At 68.1% G+C, this 13,593-nt stretch carries 16 protein-coding genes and 1 tRNA gene; 10 read left to right on the top strand and 7 right to left on the bottom strand.

All coding sequences use genetic code 11. The annotated features are described in order from the left end of the window. Positions 1-153: 153 nt before the first annotated feature. The 6 genes from HALNA_RS18000 (at position 154) to HALNA_RS17975 (ending at position 5,202) form a co-directional block, all read left to right on the top strand. Positions 154-2,121 carry a DUF460 domain-containing protein gene (locus tag HALNA_RS18000; RefSeq protein WP_049937735.1) on the top strand — a complete coding sequence of 656 codons (1,968 nt, stop codon included), beginning with the start codon at positions 154-156 and terminating at the stop codon, positions 2,119-2,121. Positions 2,122-2,158: 37 nt separating this feature from the next. Next, positions 2,159-2,749, top strand: coding sequence for a DUF2391 domain-containing protein (locus HALNA_RS17995; protein ID WP_211226038.1), 591 nt, complete (start codon positions 2,159-2,161; stop codon positions 2,747-2,749). Positions 2,750-2,794: 45 nt separating this feature from the next. Further along, positions 2,795-3,796, top strand: a complete 1,002-nt coding sequence (locus tag HALNA_RS17990; protein WP_049937734.1) for a tyrosine--tRNA ligase — start codon at positions 2,795-2,797, stop codon at positions 3,794-3,796. Positions 3,797-3,864: 68 nt separating this feature from the next. Then, positions 3,865-4,155: a translation initiation factor eIF-1A gene (eif1A, locus tag HALNA_RS17985; protein WP_049937733.1), complete on the top strand. Its 291-nt coding sequence runs from the start codon at positions 3,865-3,867 to the stop codon at positions 4,153-4,155. Positions 4,156-4,212: 57 nt separating this feature from the next. Continuing rightward, positions 4,213-4,797, top strand: a complete 585-nt coding sequence (locus HALNA_RS17980; protein WP_049937732.1) for a DUF7474 family protein — start codon at positions 4,213-4,215, stop codon at positions 4,795-4,797. A gap of 39 nt (positions 4,798-4,836) precedes the next feature. After that, positions 4,837-5,202 (top strand): DUF5518 domain-containing protein, encoded by a 366-nt coding sequence (locus HALNA_RS17975; RefSeq protein WP_049937731.1) that lies wholly within the window; start codon positions 4,837-4,839, stop codon positions 5,200-5,202. Between the two features lie 30 nt (positions 5,203-5,232). Here HALNA_RS17975 and HALNA_RS17970 read toward each other — a convergent pair whose 3' ends face one another. The 3 genes from HALNA_RS17970 to HALNA_RS17960 all read right to left on the bottom strand — a co-directional run bounded on the left by HALNA_RS17970 (position 5,233) and on the right by HALNA_RS17960 (position 7,671). Beyond that, on the bottom strand, positions 5,233-6,900 hold the full coding sequence (locus HALNA_RS17970; protein WP_049937730.1) for an Hvo_1808 family surface protein: 1,668 nt from the start codon (positions 6,898-6,900) through the stop codon (positions 5,233-5,235). A 169-nt stretch (positions 6,901-7,069) separates the two neighbouring features. Continuing rightward, positions 7,070-7,173, bottom strand: a tRNA-Arg gene (locus HALNA_RS17965). A 120-nt stretch (positions 7,174-7,293) separates the two neighbouring features. Next, the gene (locus tag HALNA_RS17960) at positions 7,294-7,671 is read right to left on the bottom strand and encodes a YccF domain-containing protein (protein WP_049937729.1); all 378 of its coding nucleotides are present in this window, start codon (positions 7,669-7,671) and stop codon (positions 7,294-7,296) included. 88 nt (positions 7,672-7,759) lie between these two features. Between HALNA_RS17960 and HALNA_RS17955 the strand changes: the two genes are divergently transcribed. Together HALNA_RS17955 and HALNA_RS17950 are read left to right on the top strand one after the other, a co-directional pair. Further along, positions 7,760-8,317 (top strand): AAA family ATPase, encoded by a 558-nt coding sequence (locus HALNA_RS17955; protein WP_049937728.1) that lies wholly within the window; start codon positions 7,760-7,762, stop codon positions 8,315-8,317. Then, complete coding sequence (locus tag HALNA_RS17950) at positions 8,314-8,727, top strand: RNA-binding domain-containing protein (RefSeq protein ID WP_049937727.1); 414 nt, start codon at positions 8,314-8,316, stop codon at positions 8,725-8,727. The genes HALNA_RS17955 and HALNA_RS17950 overlap by 4 nt, the downstream gene beginning before the upstream one ends. Before the next feature lie 135 nt (positions 8,728-8,862). Here the strand turns inward: HALNA_RS17950 and HALNA_RS17945 are convergent, their stop codons facing one another. Next, complete coding sequence (locus tag HALNA_RS17945; RefSeq protein ID WP_049937726.1) at positions 8,863-9,378, bottom strand: gamma carbonic anhydrase family protein; 516 nt, start codon at positions 9,376-9,378, stop codon at positions 8,863-8,865. Between the two features lie 70 nt (positions 9,379-9,448). On the opposite strand from HALNA_RS17945, the gene HALNA_RS17940 reads away from it, so the two are divergent. Further along, positions 9,449-9,823, top strand: a complete 375-nt coding sequence (locus HALNA_RS17940) for a secondary thiamine-phosphate synthase enzyme YjbQ (RefSeq protein WP_049937724.1) — start codon at positions 9,449-9,451, stop codon at positions 9,821-9,823. Here HALNA_RS17940 and HALNA_RS17935 read toward each other — a convergent pair. The 3 genes from HALNA_RS17935 to HALNA_RS17925 form a co-directional block, all read right to left on the bottom strand. Further along, a complete protein-coding gene (locus HALNA_RS17935) occupies positions 9,820-10,377 on the bottom strand; it encodes a magnesium transporter (RefSeq protein WP_049937723.1) in 558 nt (185 codons plus the stop codon). The genes HALNA_RS17940 and HALNA_RS17935 overlap by 4 nt on opposite strands. Further along, complete coding sequence (locus HALNA_RS17930) at positions 10,378-10,959, bottom strand: magnesium transporter (protein WP_049937721.1); 582 nt, start codon at positions 10,957-10,959, stop codon at positions 10,378-10,380. Between the two features lie 164 nt (positions 10,960-11,123). Further along, on the bottom strand, positions 11,124-12,521 hold the full coding sequence (locus tag HALNA_RS17925; RefSeq protein WP_049937720.1) for a signal recognition particle protein Srp54: 1,398 nt from the start codon (positions 12,519-12,521) through the stop codon (positions 11,124-11,126). Between the two features lie 84 nt (positions 12,522-12,605). Between HALNA_RS17925 and HALNA_RS17920 the strand changes: the two genes are divergently transcribed. After that, entirely contained in the window at positions 12,606-13,577 is a 972-nt protein-coding gene (locus HALNA_RS17920; RefSeq protein ID WP_049937719.1) for a hypothetical protein, read from the top strand. Positions 13,578-13,593 lie beyond the last annotated feature (16 nt).

Below are 13,593 nucleotides of genomic sequence, written 5' to 3'. Positions count from 1 at the left end.
CTGCGAGGCCTCGTTCCCGTCGGTCACGCTGTCATCCCCACCGGGCTCCGCGGCTCGCGATGCTCGCCGCGTCGCTGCGAGGCCTCGTTCCCGTCGGTCACTCGGCCTCGCACTCCCCGTGGAGTATTTATTTCCCGCGCGCCAACGGCCGGTGTGAACGCCCGGACGAGTGCGCTCGACGCGCTGGTGTTCGGCGTCGACGTACAGAGCGGCGACGTGCGCGGCGACGCCCCTTCCTACGCAGTCGTCGCGTACGACGGCGAGAACGTCGATCGGGACGTGGTCTCGTTCCGCAAGCTCCGGCGCCTGATCGAGCGTGAGGAGCCGGCCCTCCTGGCCACGGACAACGTCTACGAACTCGCGACCGACCGCGACGACCTGGTACGCTTCCTGCGGTGGCTCCCCGACCGCACTCGCCTCGTTCAGGTGACCGGCGCGGAGCGCCCGGAACCCCTCTCGCGGGTCGCGTCCCGCCACGGCGTCCCGTACGGCAAGAAGCCCATGAAGGAAGCCGAGGCCGCCGCCCGCCTCGCCGCCGCCAACGTCGGCCACGAGGTGACGGCCTTCACCGACACGACGACGGTGAAGGTGTCCCGCGGCCGCTCGACCGGCAAGGGCGGCTGGAGCCAGGACCGCTACACCCGGCGCATCCACGGCAACGTCAAGGCCCGCGCCCGCGAGGTCGAACGCACCCTCGACGAGGCCAACCTCGACTACGAGCAGGACATAACCGAGAAGTACGGCGGCTACGCCAACGCGGTTTTCACCGTCGAGGCCGCGCCCGAGGACATCCCGGTATCGAAGGCACGCTCCGGCGACACCCGCGTCGAAATCGAGCGTGAGCGCCGCGACGGCATCGAGTTCGAGCCGCTGGTGAAACGCCGGGACCGGGTGCTCGTCGGCATCGACCCCGGCACGACCACCGCGGCGGCCGTCGTCGGCCTCGACGGCGCGGTCCTCGATGTCTACTCCACCCGGACCGCGGACACGGCGGGCGTCATCGAGTGGCTGGTCGAGCGCGGCCGTCCCGTCGTCGTCGCCGCGGACGTAGAGCCCATGCCCGAGACGGTCGAGAAGTTCCGCCGGAGCTTCGACGCCGCGGGCTGGGAACCCGACACCGACCTTCCGGTCGACGAGAAACTCCACCGCACCCGCGAGCACGCCTACGACAACGACCACGAACGCGACGCGATGGCGGCCGCCCTGTTCGCGTTCGACGCCTACGAGGACCAGTTCGAGCGCATCTCCCGGAAGGTGCCGGCGGGGTTCGACCGCGGCGAAGTGATCGACCGCGTGATATCCGGCGACACGTCCGTCGAGGCCGTCCTGCGCGACCTGTCCGACGACGACGAGGCCGAGGAGGAGGAGTCGACCCACGAACCCCGCGAACTTTCGCCGGAGGAGCGCCGCATCAAGCGCCTCGAACGGCAAGTCGAGCGACTGGAGTCCAAAGTCGACGAGTTGGAGTCGACGCTGTCGGAGAAAGACGAGCGCATCGCCGAGTACGAAGAGGAGCTATCCGAGGCACGCCGCGAGGAGCGCCGCGAAGCCCGCGAGCGCCGCGAGGTGAATCGACTGGAGCGCGAGACGGACCGGCTGGAACGGGAGCGGGACGAGGAGCACGAACGCGCCGAGGAGTTGGCGTCGAAGCTGGAGCGGCTGAAGACGCTCTGGAAACTCGATCACTCGGATTTCGCCGACGTGGCTCAAGGGCGTGACCTCGTCCCCGTGAAGGTGGTCGAGCAGTTCACGTGGGACGCCATCGACGCCGCGGACGAGGCGTACGGCCTCGCGGCGGGCGACGTGGTCTATCTCCGTGACGCCAGCGGCGCCGGGCGCTCGACGGCACAGCGCCTCGCCGAGACCGATCCGCGGGTCGTCCTCCGGGACGGCACCCTTCCGGACGCCGCCGACGAGGTGCTGTTCGACGCCGGCGTGCCCGTCGCCCCCGCGGCCGACGTGACGATCCAGGAAGTCGACGAACTCGCCGTCGCCCGCGAGAGCGAGGTGGCGGCCGCCATCGAGGACTGGGAGCGCCGCGCGGACGAGCGATCCCGGGAACGGAAATCGGAGATGGTCGACCAGATCATCAGCGAGCACCGCGCCGAGAGCGGGGACTGACCCCTACGGCTTTGATCGTCGAACGAGAGTGGCGGGTATGAGCGCAGGAGAGTCCGATCCGGACGCCACGGACGGTGGCGTCGAGTCGGCCGACATGGGTGATCTCTTCGACGAACTCCAGGAACTCGAAGACCTCGTGGCCACCGACGCCGCCCGCGAGCAGGTTCGAGAGACGATGCGCGTCGCGATGGTAGCCAGCGCGGCGGCGACCCCGTTCGGGCGCGTCATCCACGGTTTCGACCGGGGTGACCTCGCGGAAGCCCTCCTCGGGAGCCTCCTGTTCGGCATTCCGATGGCCGTCGAGGGCGGGACGGGGGAAGTCGCCGTCTTCCTCACCGGCCATCCCGGCGCGCTCGGGGGGACGTTCCTGTTCGCCGTCGGCATGGTCATCGGCATCATCTACGTCGCCGATATTCAGGACGTACGCGTCTACAAACCCCTCTTCGGGCTGATTCCGCGCCGACTGGTGGGCGTCCTCGGCGTCTCCGTGGTCACGGCCACGCTCCTGTTGACCGCGTGGGGGCGCGTCGACTGGGGCACGCCGCTGCTCGCCGTCGCGAACGTCGTCGTCGCGTTCGTTCCCATGAGCATCGGCGCGGCGCTCGGTGATCTCCTGCCCGGGTCGTGATCCGGTAAGCGGAAGCCATATTTTGCCGCTCCCGCGGTATAGGGTATGGACGTCTACGAGCGGATCACCCGGAACGCGACCGAGGTGGTCACGGAAGACGAGGGGCGAGCGTTGGCCACGGAGCCGGAGGGCAAGCGCGCGTACGTCGGCTACGAACCGTCGGGCGTGCTCCACATCGGCCATATGCTCACCGCGACGAAACTGATGGACCTGCAGGCGGTCGGCTTCGAGGTGACGGTCCTGCTCGCGGACGTCCACGCCTATCTCAACGACAAGGGAAGTTTCGAGGAGATTCGCGAGACGGCCGAGCGGATGAAAGCCCAGTTCCTCGCGTACGGCCTCGACGAGGACAAGACGGAGTTCGTCTACGGCTCCGACTTCCAGTTCGACCGCGAGTACGTCCTCGACCTGCACGCCCTGGAACTGGAGACGAGCATCTCGCGCGCCCAGCGGGCGATGGCGGAAATCAAAAGCGGCGACACGGTGACCGTTTCCCAGGCCGTCTACCCGCTGATGCAGGCGCTCGACATCGTCTATCTCGACGTCGACCTCGCGGTTGGCGGGATGGAACAGCGCAAGGTGCATATGCTCGCCCGCGACACCCTGCCGAAGATCGGCGAGGCGTCGCCGACCTGCCTGCACACGCCGCTGATCGCCGACCTCCAGACGGGGGTTGGGAAGATGTCCGCGAGCGAGGGCGTCTCCATCTCGATGGAGGACTCGACCGCGGCGGTCGAAGAGAAGGTAAACGGCGCGTACTGCCCGCCGACCCGCGACCCCGACCCTACCGACGACGGGGAGGAACGCGAGAATCCCGTCCTCCAGATCTTCGAGTACCACGTCTTCCCCCGGTTCGAGACGGTCGTCGTCGACCGCCCCGAGGAGTACGGCGGCGACTTGATCTACGACGACTACGAGTCGCTGGCCGCCGACCTGGAGTCGGGCGAGTTGCATCCGGCGGACGCGAAGGGGGCGCTGGCGACCTACCTCGACGACCTCATCGCCCCGGGGCGCCGGAAGCTTCGGGCGATCGAATCCGACCGCTGATCGGCGGCCAGCGGCCCGATCGACGACACGTCGGCGGTTTTAAACCTCACGCTCACGAACCCCCGCGCATGAGCGAGGACGAGAATGGCGGGCGCAGGGACCTCCGTATGCCCGACGACGACGAGGTGTTCGCCGTCGTAACGAACATGCTCGGCGCCAACCGGGTGAAAGTCCGCTGTGCGGACGGGAAAGAGCGCACCGCTCGTATTCCCGGCCGGATGCAGAAACGCATCTGGATCCGTGAGGACGACGTCGTGTTGATCGAGCCCTGGGATTGGCAGGACGAGAAGGCCGACATCTCGTGGCGCTACGAGAAATCCGAAGCCGATCAGTTGCGGCGTGAAGGCCACATCGAGTGACACTCCGAAACTGACGGACAGCAATCCCTAAGTCCACGCCACGCCACGGCCCCAGCAGTGCCGACGTTCGACTACCCCTGTCCCGACTGCCGGACGACCAACAGCCTCCACGACGCCGACTGCCGGTTCGAAGGGACTCCCTGGGCCGAGGTGGAGGCCGCCTACGTCGACGTGGTGGCCGTCCTCTCGGGCGGCGTCGTCGACGCGGACGCGGTGCCCGAGGCGGTCACGGAGTGGGGACCGGTCCGGCAAGCGGCGCTGGAACGACTCCGTCGCGACGGCCGAATCGACGACTCGAACGACCGCCTCCGCCTCCTCCCCGCCGAGGAGTACCGCGAGGCGGTGTCGGTGCCGACCCGCGATCCGATCAAGACCATCTACGAACGCGGGAGCGTCCCCGGCTGTCACGACAACGCCGTCTTTGCCATGATCGCGTGGTACGAGATGGTCGGTCTCTCGTGGCCGGAGACGAAAGCGAACGTCGTCGAGTGGCTCCGCGAGAGCGGTGCGTGGGACCGCGGCGGCTTCGAGGAGGCCTCTCCCGAGGCGCTGGTCGAGAAGAAACGCCACGTCTACGAGGCGGGTTACGGCTGGAAGGAGAAGGCCACGGCGGCAAAGCGCGTCATCGAGCGGAGCCGATAGGGCCGAAGACGTTTTTTGACCGCCCGCCGACCGTCCGGCATGGTCTCCGACTCCACTCTCCACGCGCTGATCGGCGCCGTCGTGACCGTCGTGTTCTCGTTCGTTCCGTTCTCGCCCGTCCTCGGCGGCGGCGTCGCCGCCTACCTGAACGACGCCGACACGAACGCCGGCGTCCGGATCGGTGCGCTCTCCGGGCTGATCGCCACCATTCCGCTCCTCCTGCTGGGCCTCCTCGCGTTCGCTATCTTCGGCCTCTTCGCCGTCAGTGGTCCCGGCGGCGGCATGGGCGTCGGCCTCGGCGGTCTCTTCGTCCTCCTCCTCGTCGGCGTCGTCGCCGTCGCCTACACCGTCGGTCTGAGCGCGCTCGGCGGGTATCTGGGCGCGTACTTCGTCGACGGGGTGTGACGATCCACGGGGGTGCGACGTTCGCGCCGACTACCGGCGACGGAACCGGAGCGCCACCACGAGGAGCGCCGCCACCACCACGCCGACGCCGAAGCCGGGCGACGTGCTCTCGGTCACCGTCGGGGCCGTCGTCGTCTCTGCCGGTGTCGGCGTCCCGTCCGTCCCGGCGCTATCCGTCGCCGTACCGGTGCCGTCCGCGTCGGGCGTCGGCGTCGCCACCGTCGGGGCGGCGCCGGACCGCACCGCGGAGAGCTCCGCGACGGTCGGTGCGTTGACGATGGTGACCGTCGTCCCGTTCACGGCGACGTAGAAGGCGTCGTCGAACGGATGTGACTCCGGCAGGCGCCACGTGTTCGCTCGCCCCTCGACCGGCTCGCCGGTTCCCTCCAGAATGGCCCGGTACGCCTCGGCGAACTCCTGAGCGTCTCCGGGCGTGTCCCACACGCTCTTCCAGACGTAGCCCATCTCGCCCGTCTCGTTCGACTCGTCGGTCACGTACGGGTAGAGTTTATCACCGTCCCACCCGGCCGAGGCCGGATGCGCGTAGTCGTACGGGTCGAGCTGTCGCTGGGTCAGGATGTCGTTTCTCGGCACGGCCGGACTCGCGTACCACAGCATCGAGTACATCCCCGCCTCGCCGAAGGTGGCGTAGTTCACGCCACCCTCCAGTTGCGGCACGTACCACTCCTCGTTCGAGCGGTCCGTGACGGTCACGTTCGTCGGTGGGTCCTGCAGGTACTTGTCGTGGTGGATATACTGCTCGGTGCTCCGGGGCGGGTTCGCGTAGGTCCGGTCGACGGCCTCCCATCCGCCGTTCTGGTACAGGGACTGCACCCACGCTGGCCCCTCGGAATACTGGACGAACGAGTACACCAGCAGCCCCAGGTTCGGCCGCGTAGTGCTCCCGACCCCATTCCCGTCCCCGCTCGATCCGCTCGACGGCTGAAAACACGTCCACTCGCTCCCACACTGCTGTTCGTAACGATAGTCGACGTAGTTGCCGTCGCCCTCGATGACGGCGTCGATCCGCCGAGCGTCCTCCTCTGTCGTCCGGTTGTACCGCCCGTCGATGCGCAGTTGCTTGTCCTGATACGAGTGGAACAGCTCCTGTGCGAGGGTGATCTCCGAGAGTTGCGGGGTCTCGGCGTTCTCCGAGATGAGGACGATTTCGCCCTCGGATATCGTGTCGGTCCCCGGCACGTCGTCGACCACGTAGAACCCCCCGATGGTGCTCGACTGCAACTGCTGTTGCTCGTCGAAATAGTCCGTCTCCTCGTCGACCATGAGCAACGCCTCGAACTTCGCGTTCTGGTGGAGGCGGGCCGGGGTCGAGACGTTCACTCCCTGCCGCCGGTCCCGCACGTTGGAGACGTACTCCTCGCGCGAAATGACCCGCACCGGCGGGGTCTCTTCGAACTCGATTCCTCTGACGACCTCGATACGGGCCATCGATCGCGCCCTGACTTTCCCTATCTCCGCGCCGGTGTACCCGTCGTCGGGCGTCACGTTCGAGAGCGTCTCGTTGTGCCAGTAGCCGTTCTCCCAGCCCTGCACGTCGGACTCGGGGTCCGGGGGCGAGTCGACCATGTCGGCGGCGGCGCCTGTCGCGTGCGGTGTCGCGGCCGCCGCTCCGCCGACCGGTGCGACGAGCACCGACAGCGTCAGGAGCGTCAGTAGGCTGGTCCGTGATATCGACATACACGCTCTTCGGAGGGACGGCGAAAAAACCTTCGAGCGGGGCGTAGACCCCCGTGATCGATCATAGCGGGCGCGGTGGGATTCGAACCACGGTCGCGGCGAAGCCGCTCCCTGATTCGAATCCCACGAGGGGTTCGGCGGGCCTCGCTGTCGCTCGGGCACGCCGTCACGGGCACGATGGGATTTGAACCCACGACCGTCGGATGACTTCCCACACACGCGACCGCGTGCGGTTAGAAGTCCGACGCTCTATCCGGACTGAGCTACGTGCCCCACCGGCGAAACGGGGGGCGAATGAAAAAACCGTTCGATAAGCTCCGTCGTCAGCCGGTTCCGCTGGGTCGCCGCCCGGTTTCGGCTGACCGGCGACGATTTCTACGGGCCGCAGAAAGCCTATCCGTCGAACCGATAGAGCGAGGTGACGAAAGGTAGCCGGTCGAACATCGGAATCGCGAGTGGGAGGCCGACGATGGTGATCGCCAGAACGCTCGCGACGTTCGCCCAGAGCCAGCCGAGCCACCAGCCGACGACGACGAAGTAGACGGCACGAACGGCGAGGGATCGCTGCCCGCGTGCGGTATCGGGGTCGACGACCGACCGCGGCTCTTTGAGGGTGAGGACGGTGGGGACGAGGTTGATCAGTTTGACGCCGATGGGGGCGCCGACGATGGTGGCACAGAGAAACCACGCGGCGTTGACGACGGCGGGCGTCGCCCACCAGCCGACGGCGACGAACCACAGGGCGCGCGTGAGGAGGGACCGCTGGGTCATACCGAGGGAAGGCGGAACGCGGTAAAAAGGCTAGCGCGACCGGGACAGAGGAGAGGGTATAAGGCCGCGAGACGGGTATCGGGTACCGATGAGGGTACTCGGCACCGTCGGGCTTCCGGGAAGCGGCAAGGGCGAGGCGGCGGCCGTCGCCCGCGAGGTCGGCATCCCGGTCGTCACGATGGGCGACGTGATCCGCGAGGCGTGTCGCGACCGGGGGCTAGACCCGGAAGAACACCACGGTTCGGTGGCGCGGGCGATCCGCGAGGAGGAGGGTGAGACGGCCATCGCGGAGCGGTCGCTCCCGCACATCGAAGCGGCACTCGAGGAGTCGGAGACGGTCCTCGTCGACGGTCTGCGCTCGCCGGCGGAAGTGGCGCGTTTCGAGGACGCCTTCCGCGACGCGTTCGTCCTCGTGAGCGTCGAGGCGCCGTTCGAGACGCGAGCCGAACGGCTGGCCGACCGCGGGCGCGACGACTCCGACCTCGATTGCGAGGCACTCCGGGAGCGAGAGGAGCGCGAACTCGGCTTCGGGATGGGTGAGGTGATGGATCGCGCGGACGTGACCGTCGAGAACACGGGGTCGCTGGAGGCCTTCCACGAGCGGGTTCGAGGGCTCTTGAACGAGTCCGCGGAGGCCGATCGATGATACACCGCATCGACGTGCGGGTGGTCGCTCCCGTCCGCGACACCGAGGTGACGGATCGAGTCGCCGACGCGGTGCGCAACCTGTTCCCGAACGCGGAACTCAGCGAGGAGCCGGGACAGCTCGTCGCCGAGGCCCACTCGATGGACGCGTTCTCGGAGCGCCTCCACGAACAGGAAATTCTCGACACCGCCCGCCGCGAGTTCTTCCGCCGGGCCGACGACGAGGGGTTCGCCTTCGCGCTGAAGAAACAGGCGGCGTTCAAAAGCGTAATAAATTTCGCGGTCGGCAACCCGGACGAACTCGGTGACATCGAGGTGCAGGTGACGGTTCACGACCCCGAGGTGGAGGGGTTCGTGGATCACGTCGCGCCGCCGACGGAGGACGGACGACCGGTACAGTCGGACGAGTGAGCGGGTAGTGCGAGGCGTGACGTGGCCACGGTCGTGGATCACGTCGCGCCGCCGACGGAGGACGGACGACCGGTACAGTCGGACGAGTGAGCGGGTAGTGCGAGGCGCCGATTCGGTCCGAGAGGCGTGCGAGCGTCAGAATAGCTCGCTGTGTCGTGAGGCGAGGTCGGTGTACCCACCCGTACTGTACGCCTCGAAGATCGATTCGGCGTCGATCCGTGTCTCGTCGAGCGGCGTCGCCCGCGCGGGCACGCCGCGGACGAACGACTCGGCCGGAATGTCGTACCCGTTCGGGACGACGGTCCCGGAGGCGACGATGCAGCGTTCACCGACGTGCACGTCGGCGTTGACCGTCGTGTTGAACCCGACGAGCGCCCCGTCGTCGACCGTCGCTTCGTTGAGAACGGCCCCGTGTCCGATCATGACCCGGTCGCCGAGCGACGCCGCGTGCAACACGGCGCCGTCGCCGACGTGTGACTCCGCCCCGACTTCGACCGGCGCCACGTCGCCCCGGAGGACGACCCCGGGCCAGACGCTCGCGTCGGCTCCGACGCGAACGTCGCCGACGAGCGTCGCCTCGTGGCTCACCCGGGCGTCGTCGTGGATCGTCGGTCGAACCCCTTCGAACGCGTAGTCTCGGCTGTCGACCATGACGGCCGTACGACACGTGGTACCGAATAGCTTACCCCGGAGTTTTGCGCCCCGGCGACCGAGGGCGAATATGGAGTTCACCGTCTCGACGGATGCACGGCTCGATGTCGTGGACGTGACCGACCGAGTCGCCGCGGCGGTCGCGGGCGAGGACGAGGGAACGGCCACCGTCTTCGTCGACCACACCACCGCGGGCGTCGTCGTCAACGAGGCCGAACCACGGTTGCTGGAGGATGTCCGAACGTTCCTTTCGAATCTGGTGCCCGACGAGGGCTGGCGCCACGACGAACTCGACGGGAATGCGGATTCGCACCTGCGGGCGATGCTGCTGGGGCCGTCGGCGACGGTGCCGGTGGTAGATGGCGAACCGGCGCTCGGGCGGTGGCAGTCGGTGCTCTTGGTGGAGTGTGACGGTCCCCGAGAGCGGACGGTCCGAGTCGTCTAGACGAACACGAGGACGGCGACGTAGAGCAGGACGACCCCGAGCACGTCGCAGGTGTTGGTGACGACGGGGATCACCACGTCGTCGGGGTCGAGTTCGAGGCGATAGGCGGCGTAGGTGGCAACGACGGTGACGACGACGGCGAGGACGGCGAGCGAGAGGCCACTGGACAGCGAGACGGCGAGGACGGTCCACGGCGAGAGGTCGGTCGAGCCGGTGAGCGCGCTCAGGCTCCAGGCCCCGAGGCCGACGACGGGGAAGACGGTGGCCGCGAGAGCGACGGTGGCGAGGGCGTTGCCCACGAGCGTCTCGTCGTCCGGGGCAAAAGAGAGGGTACCGAGGTGGAAGGCAGTGGAGAGACGGGCCGCGAGGACGCTACCAAGGTTGCCGGCGGTGCCGATGGTGACGGGGACGAGAACGAGCAAGGAGGGGTATCGAAGGAGGGTATCCTCGAAGCTCCCGAGGACGAGGCCGCTGCCGAGTTCGACGAGCGTCAGGAGGAGGAGGACGGGCAGCATCGCCCGCGTGATGGCCCGGACGGTCCAGTCGGTCGTCACTCAGACACCCCCGAGGACGAGCGCGACGGTTCGGACCGCGACCAGCAAGAAGAGGACGCCGAAGACGTCGCCGGTGGTGGTGACGAGCGGCCCGACGAGCGTGTCGGGGTTGTGGCCGCGGCGGTAGCCCGCGAAGACGACGGTGACGACGACGACGACGAGCGTACTTCCAGAGAGAAGGCCGGCAACGAGCGCGATACCGACCAGCCGCCCGAGGCTCGCGACGGGCGATCCCAGGGTCGTCAGAACCGCGAACGCGGCCGTCGCGGCGAACACCGAGGCGACGATACCGTTGGCGAGCGCCGCCGCCGCGGCCGCCCGGATGCGCCGGTCGCCGGCCCGAACCCGCGGTTCGATCAACCCCTGGTGGAGCCCGGTCGCCAGCCGCGCGCCCAGCGAGCCGTAGACGTTGCCGCGGGTGGCGAGGAGCGCGGGGACGAGGACGAGCAACCCTTCGACTGCGCGGAGGTCGGATCGCATCCCGCCGAGGACGACGCCGGCGAGCAGGCCACCGACGAGGCTGGCGCCGAGGGCGGGGAGCGCCTCGCGGTACGCCGCCACGGCCACCTCGCGGACGGTCATCGTGGGGAGCAATGCGGGCCGGGATGAAAAGTCGGCCGACTCCCTCACCGTGTCTGTGCGAGTCCACCGAGCGTGCGGCGACGGAGCCAGCGGCGGGCGACGAGCGACACGGCGAGGGATGGACGGTCACGGATAAAAGTGCGACCGTTCCGGCCGGCCGACGCCTACCCGAACGGACCCATGCCGCCCATGCCACCCATCCCGCCGCCACCGCCGTCGCCTTGCTGCATCTTTTTCATCATCCGCTGCATATCGCCGTCGCCCATCCCCTGGAACTGCTTGATCGTCCGCTCCATCATCTTGTGCTGTTCGAGGAGTTCGCGAATCGACTCGGCGTCGACGCCGGCGCCGCGGGCGATGCGCTCGACGCGTTCCTGGCCGATGACGCGCGGGTTCTCCAACTCCTCCTCGGTCATCGAGTCCATCGCCACGTCGAATTTCCGCATCCGGTCTTGGGTCACGTCCATGGCGTCGTCGGGCAACTGATCCATGAGGCCGCCGCCCATCCCGGGGATCATGTCCATCACCTGATCTAGCGGCCCCATGTTGTTCATCGCCTCCATCTGTTTCTGCATATCCTTCAGGGTAAAGGACCCCTTCATTATGTCTTGGGGGTCCCAGTCGTCCTCTTCCTCGCCCGTCTCGGCCATCGCGCGTTCGACCCGCTCGGAGAGCTGTTTGAGGTCGCCCATCCCCAGCAGGCGGGAGATGAAGCCGTTGGGCTCGAAGCGCTCGATGTCCTGTACCGTCTCGCCGGTGCCGAGGAAGGCAATGGAGGACTCGGTTTCGTTGACGGCAGTGAGGGCGCCCCCACCCTTCGCCGTCCCGTCGAGTTTGGTGATGACGACGCCGTCGATGCCGATCGACGCGTCGAACTGCTGGGCCTGATCCTTGGCGCCCTGCCCGATAGCGGCGTCGAGGACGAGCAGCGAGCGGTCGGGATCGACGGCCGAGTCTATCTCCTCGATCTCGGCGATCAGGTCGTCTTCGAGGGCGTGTCGACCCGCCGTGTCGACGATATGTACATCGGCGTCGGCCGTCGCTTCCAGCCCCTCACGGGCGATCCGAACGGGGTCGTCGGCGTCGGGGTCGCCGTAGAACTCCACCTCGGCGCGGTCGGCCATCTGCTCGGCCTGATCGTACGCACCGGGACGGAAGGTGTCGGTCTGGATGACCGCGGGGCGGAGCCCCTTCTTCGAGAACCACCACGCCATCTTCGCCGCGGAGGTGGTTTTGCCCGAACCCTGGAGGCCGGCGAGCAGGATCGTCTGCGGTTCCAGCGGAATCTCCGTCGACTCGCCGATCAGATCGACCAGTTCCTCGTAGACGATCTTGAGGACGTGATCGCGGGCGCTCGTCCCGCCCGGCGGTTCCTCTTCGAGCGCGCGCGTCTCGATCGAGTCCGAGAGCGCCATCACGAGGGAGACGTCGACGTCCGCCTGGAGCAAGGAGCGCTGAATCTCCTTGACGACCTCCGAGACGTCGTCCTCGTCGAGACGGGACTTCCCCTGCAGTTTCGAGAAGGTGCCGCGCAGGGAACTCCCCAGATTGTCGAGTACCATTACCCCTCGATACGCGCTGGCGCCGGTAAAGGCTTTGTTCACGACGGGAACGAGTATAAGTCACTCCCTACCCTACGCCGCCCGATGCAGCGGCGCGCCTACCTCCTCGCACTGGCCGGACTGAGCCCACTCGCCGGCTGTTCGGACGCCGGATCGTCGCCGTCGACACCCGTCCCCACGACGACGGCGACGGCCACCGCCACCGCGACGCGAACCGCCACTCCGACGGCCACGTCCGAACCCACGCCGACCCCCGGCGACCGCTCGCTCTCGCCGTACCGCTCGTGGCTCGTCGCCCCCACCCCCGTCTCGCCGTACACCTACGAGTTCAGCCACCTCTCACTGGCGGCCGTCCGCGCCGACGCCACTGCCGACTTCGCCGAGTCGCTCGATACCTACTGGCGCCAGCGAACCGGGTCGTACTTCGGCTTCGAGGTGCCCGTTGCCGCGCTCGAATCGGTCCTCACGGTCAACCACACCAGCGTCGCCAACGAGTCCTACCGCGTCGCGGCCGGGTCGTTCGACCCGTCGGCGCTCCGGGTCGCCCTCGACACTGCCGGCTTCGACGCCGACGGCGCCGTCGACGACTTCCAGCGGTTCGTCCGGACCGAAAACGGCCGGCTCCGCGTCGTCGGCCTCCACCCCGACGTGATCGTCAGCATCGGCACCGACGCGTCCGCAGCGACGCCGCTCGAAACGGCCGTCGCACAACACGCCGCCGGCACGATTCGACCCGACGAGGACGAAGGCCTCGCCCTCTTGATCGACCACTTCGGCACCGCCGACTACGTCAGCGGGCGCGAACTCCAGCCTGCAGCGGAGGATTACGCCCTGAGCAAGGCCGTCGCCACCGGCCGCCGCCTCGACGTACAGGGCGCGACGACCCGAACCGAGCGCACGTACGTCCTCCCACCCGACGCGACGATCGATCGGGACGCGGTCGAGGAGGAGATCCGACTCCGCCACGTCGGCCAACCCATCGGGGAGTTCACCCGCGACGGCCGGCTTCTCACCGTCGCCGGCGAGGTGGAGAACTCGTTGATCCGCCTGTTGTAGGCCAGAAGGGCCTTAG

It is taken from the genome of Haloplanus natans DSM 17983 (assembly GCF_000427685.1).
In the GTDB taxonomy this organism is placed as follows: domain Archaea; phylum Halobacteriota; class Halobacteria; order Halobacteriales; family Haloferacaceae; genus Haloplanus; species Haloplanus natans.
This window is presented reverse-complemented; position numbering and strand designations above follow the sequence as displayed.

Bases quoted from the DNA above. Each gene is read 5' to 3' on its own strand.
- HALNA_RS17920 (WP_049937719.1), top strand. From the start codon at position 12,606: ATGCAGCGGCGCGCCTACCTCCTCGCACTGGCCGGACTGAGCCCACTC.
- HALNA_RS17960 (WP_049937729.1), bottom strand. From the start codon at position 7,671: ATGACCCAGCGGTCCCTCCTCACGCGCGCCCTGTGGTTCGTCGCCGTC.
- HALNA_RS17995 (WP_211226038.1), top strand. From the start codon at position 2,159: ATGAGCGCAGGAGAGTCCGATCCGGACGCCACGGACGGTGGCGTCGAG.
- HALNA_RS17940 (WP_049937724.1), top strand. From the start codon at position 9,449: ATGGAGTTCACCGTCTCGACGGATGCACGGCTCGATGTCGTGGACGTG.
- HALNA_RS17955 (WP_049937728.1), top strand. From the start codon at position 7,760: ATGAGGGTACTCGGCACCGTCGGGCTTCCGGGAAGCGGCAAGGGCGAG.
- HALNA_RS17930 (WP_049937721.1), bottom strand. From the start codon at position 10,959: ATGACCGTCCGCGAGGTGGCCGTGGCGGCGTACCGCGAGGCGCTCCCC.
- HALNA_RS17950 (WP_049937727.1), top strand. From the start codon at position 8,314: ATGATACACCGCATCGACGTGCGGGTGGTCGCTCCCGTCCGCGACACC.
- HALNA_RS17970 (WP_049937730.1), bottom strand. From the start codon at position 6,900: ATGTCGATATCACGGACCAGCCTACTGACGCTCCTGACGCTGTCGGTG.
- HALNA_RS17990 (WP_049937734.1), top strand. From the start codon at position 2,795: ATGGACGTCTACGAGCGGATCACCCGGAACGCGACCGAGGTGGTCACG.
- HALNA_RS17945 (WP_049937726.1), bottom strand. From the start codon at position 9,378: ATGGTCGACAGCCGAGACTACGCGTTCGAAGGGGTTCGACCGACGATC.
- HALNA_RS17975 (WP_049937731.1), top strand. From the start codon at position 4,837: ATGGTCTCCGACTCCACTCTCCACGCGCTGATCGGCGCCGTCGTGACC.
- HALNA_RS17925 (WP_049937720.1), bottom strand. From the start codon at position 12,521: ATGGTACTCGACAATCTGGGGAGTTCCCTGCGCGGCACCTTCTCGAAA.
- eif1A (WP_049937733.1), top strand. From the start codon at position 3,865: ATGAGCGAGGACGAGAATGGCGGGCGCAGGGACCTCCGTATGCCCGAC.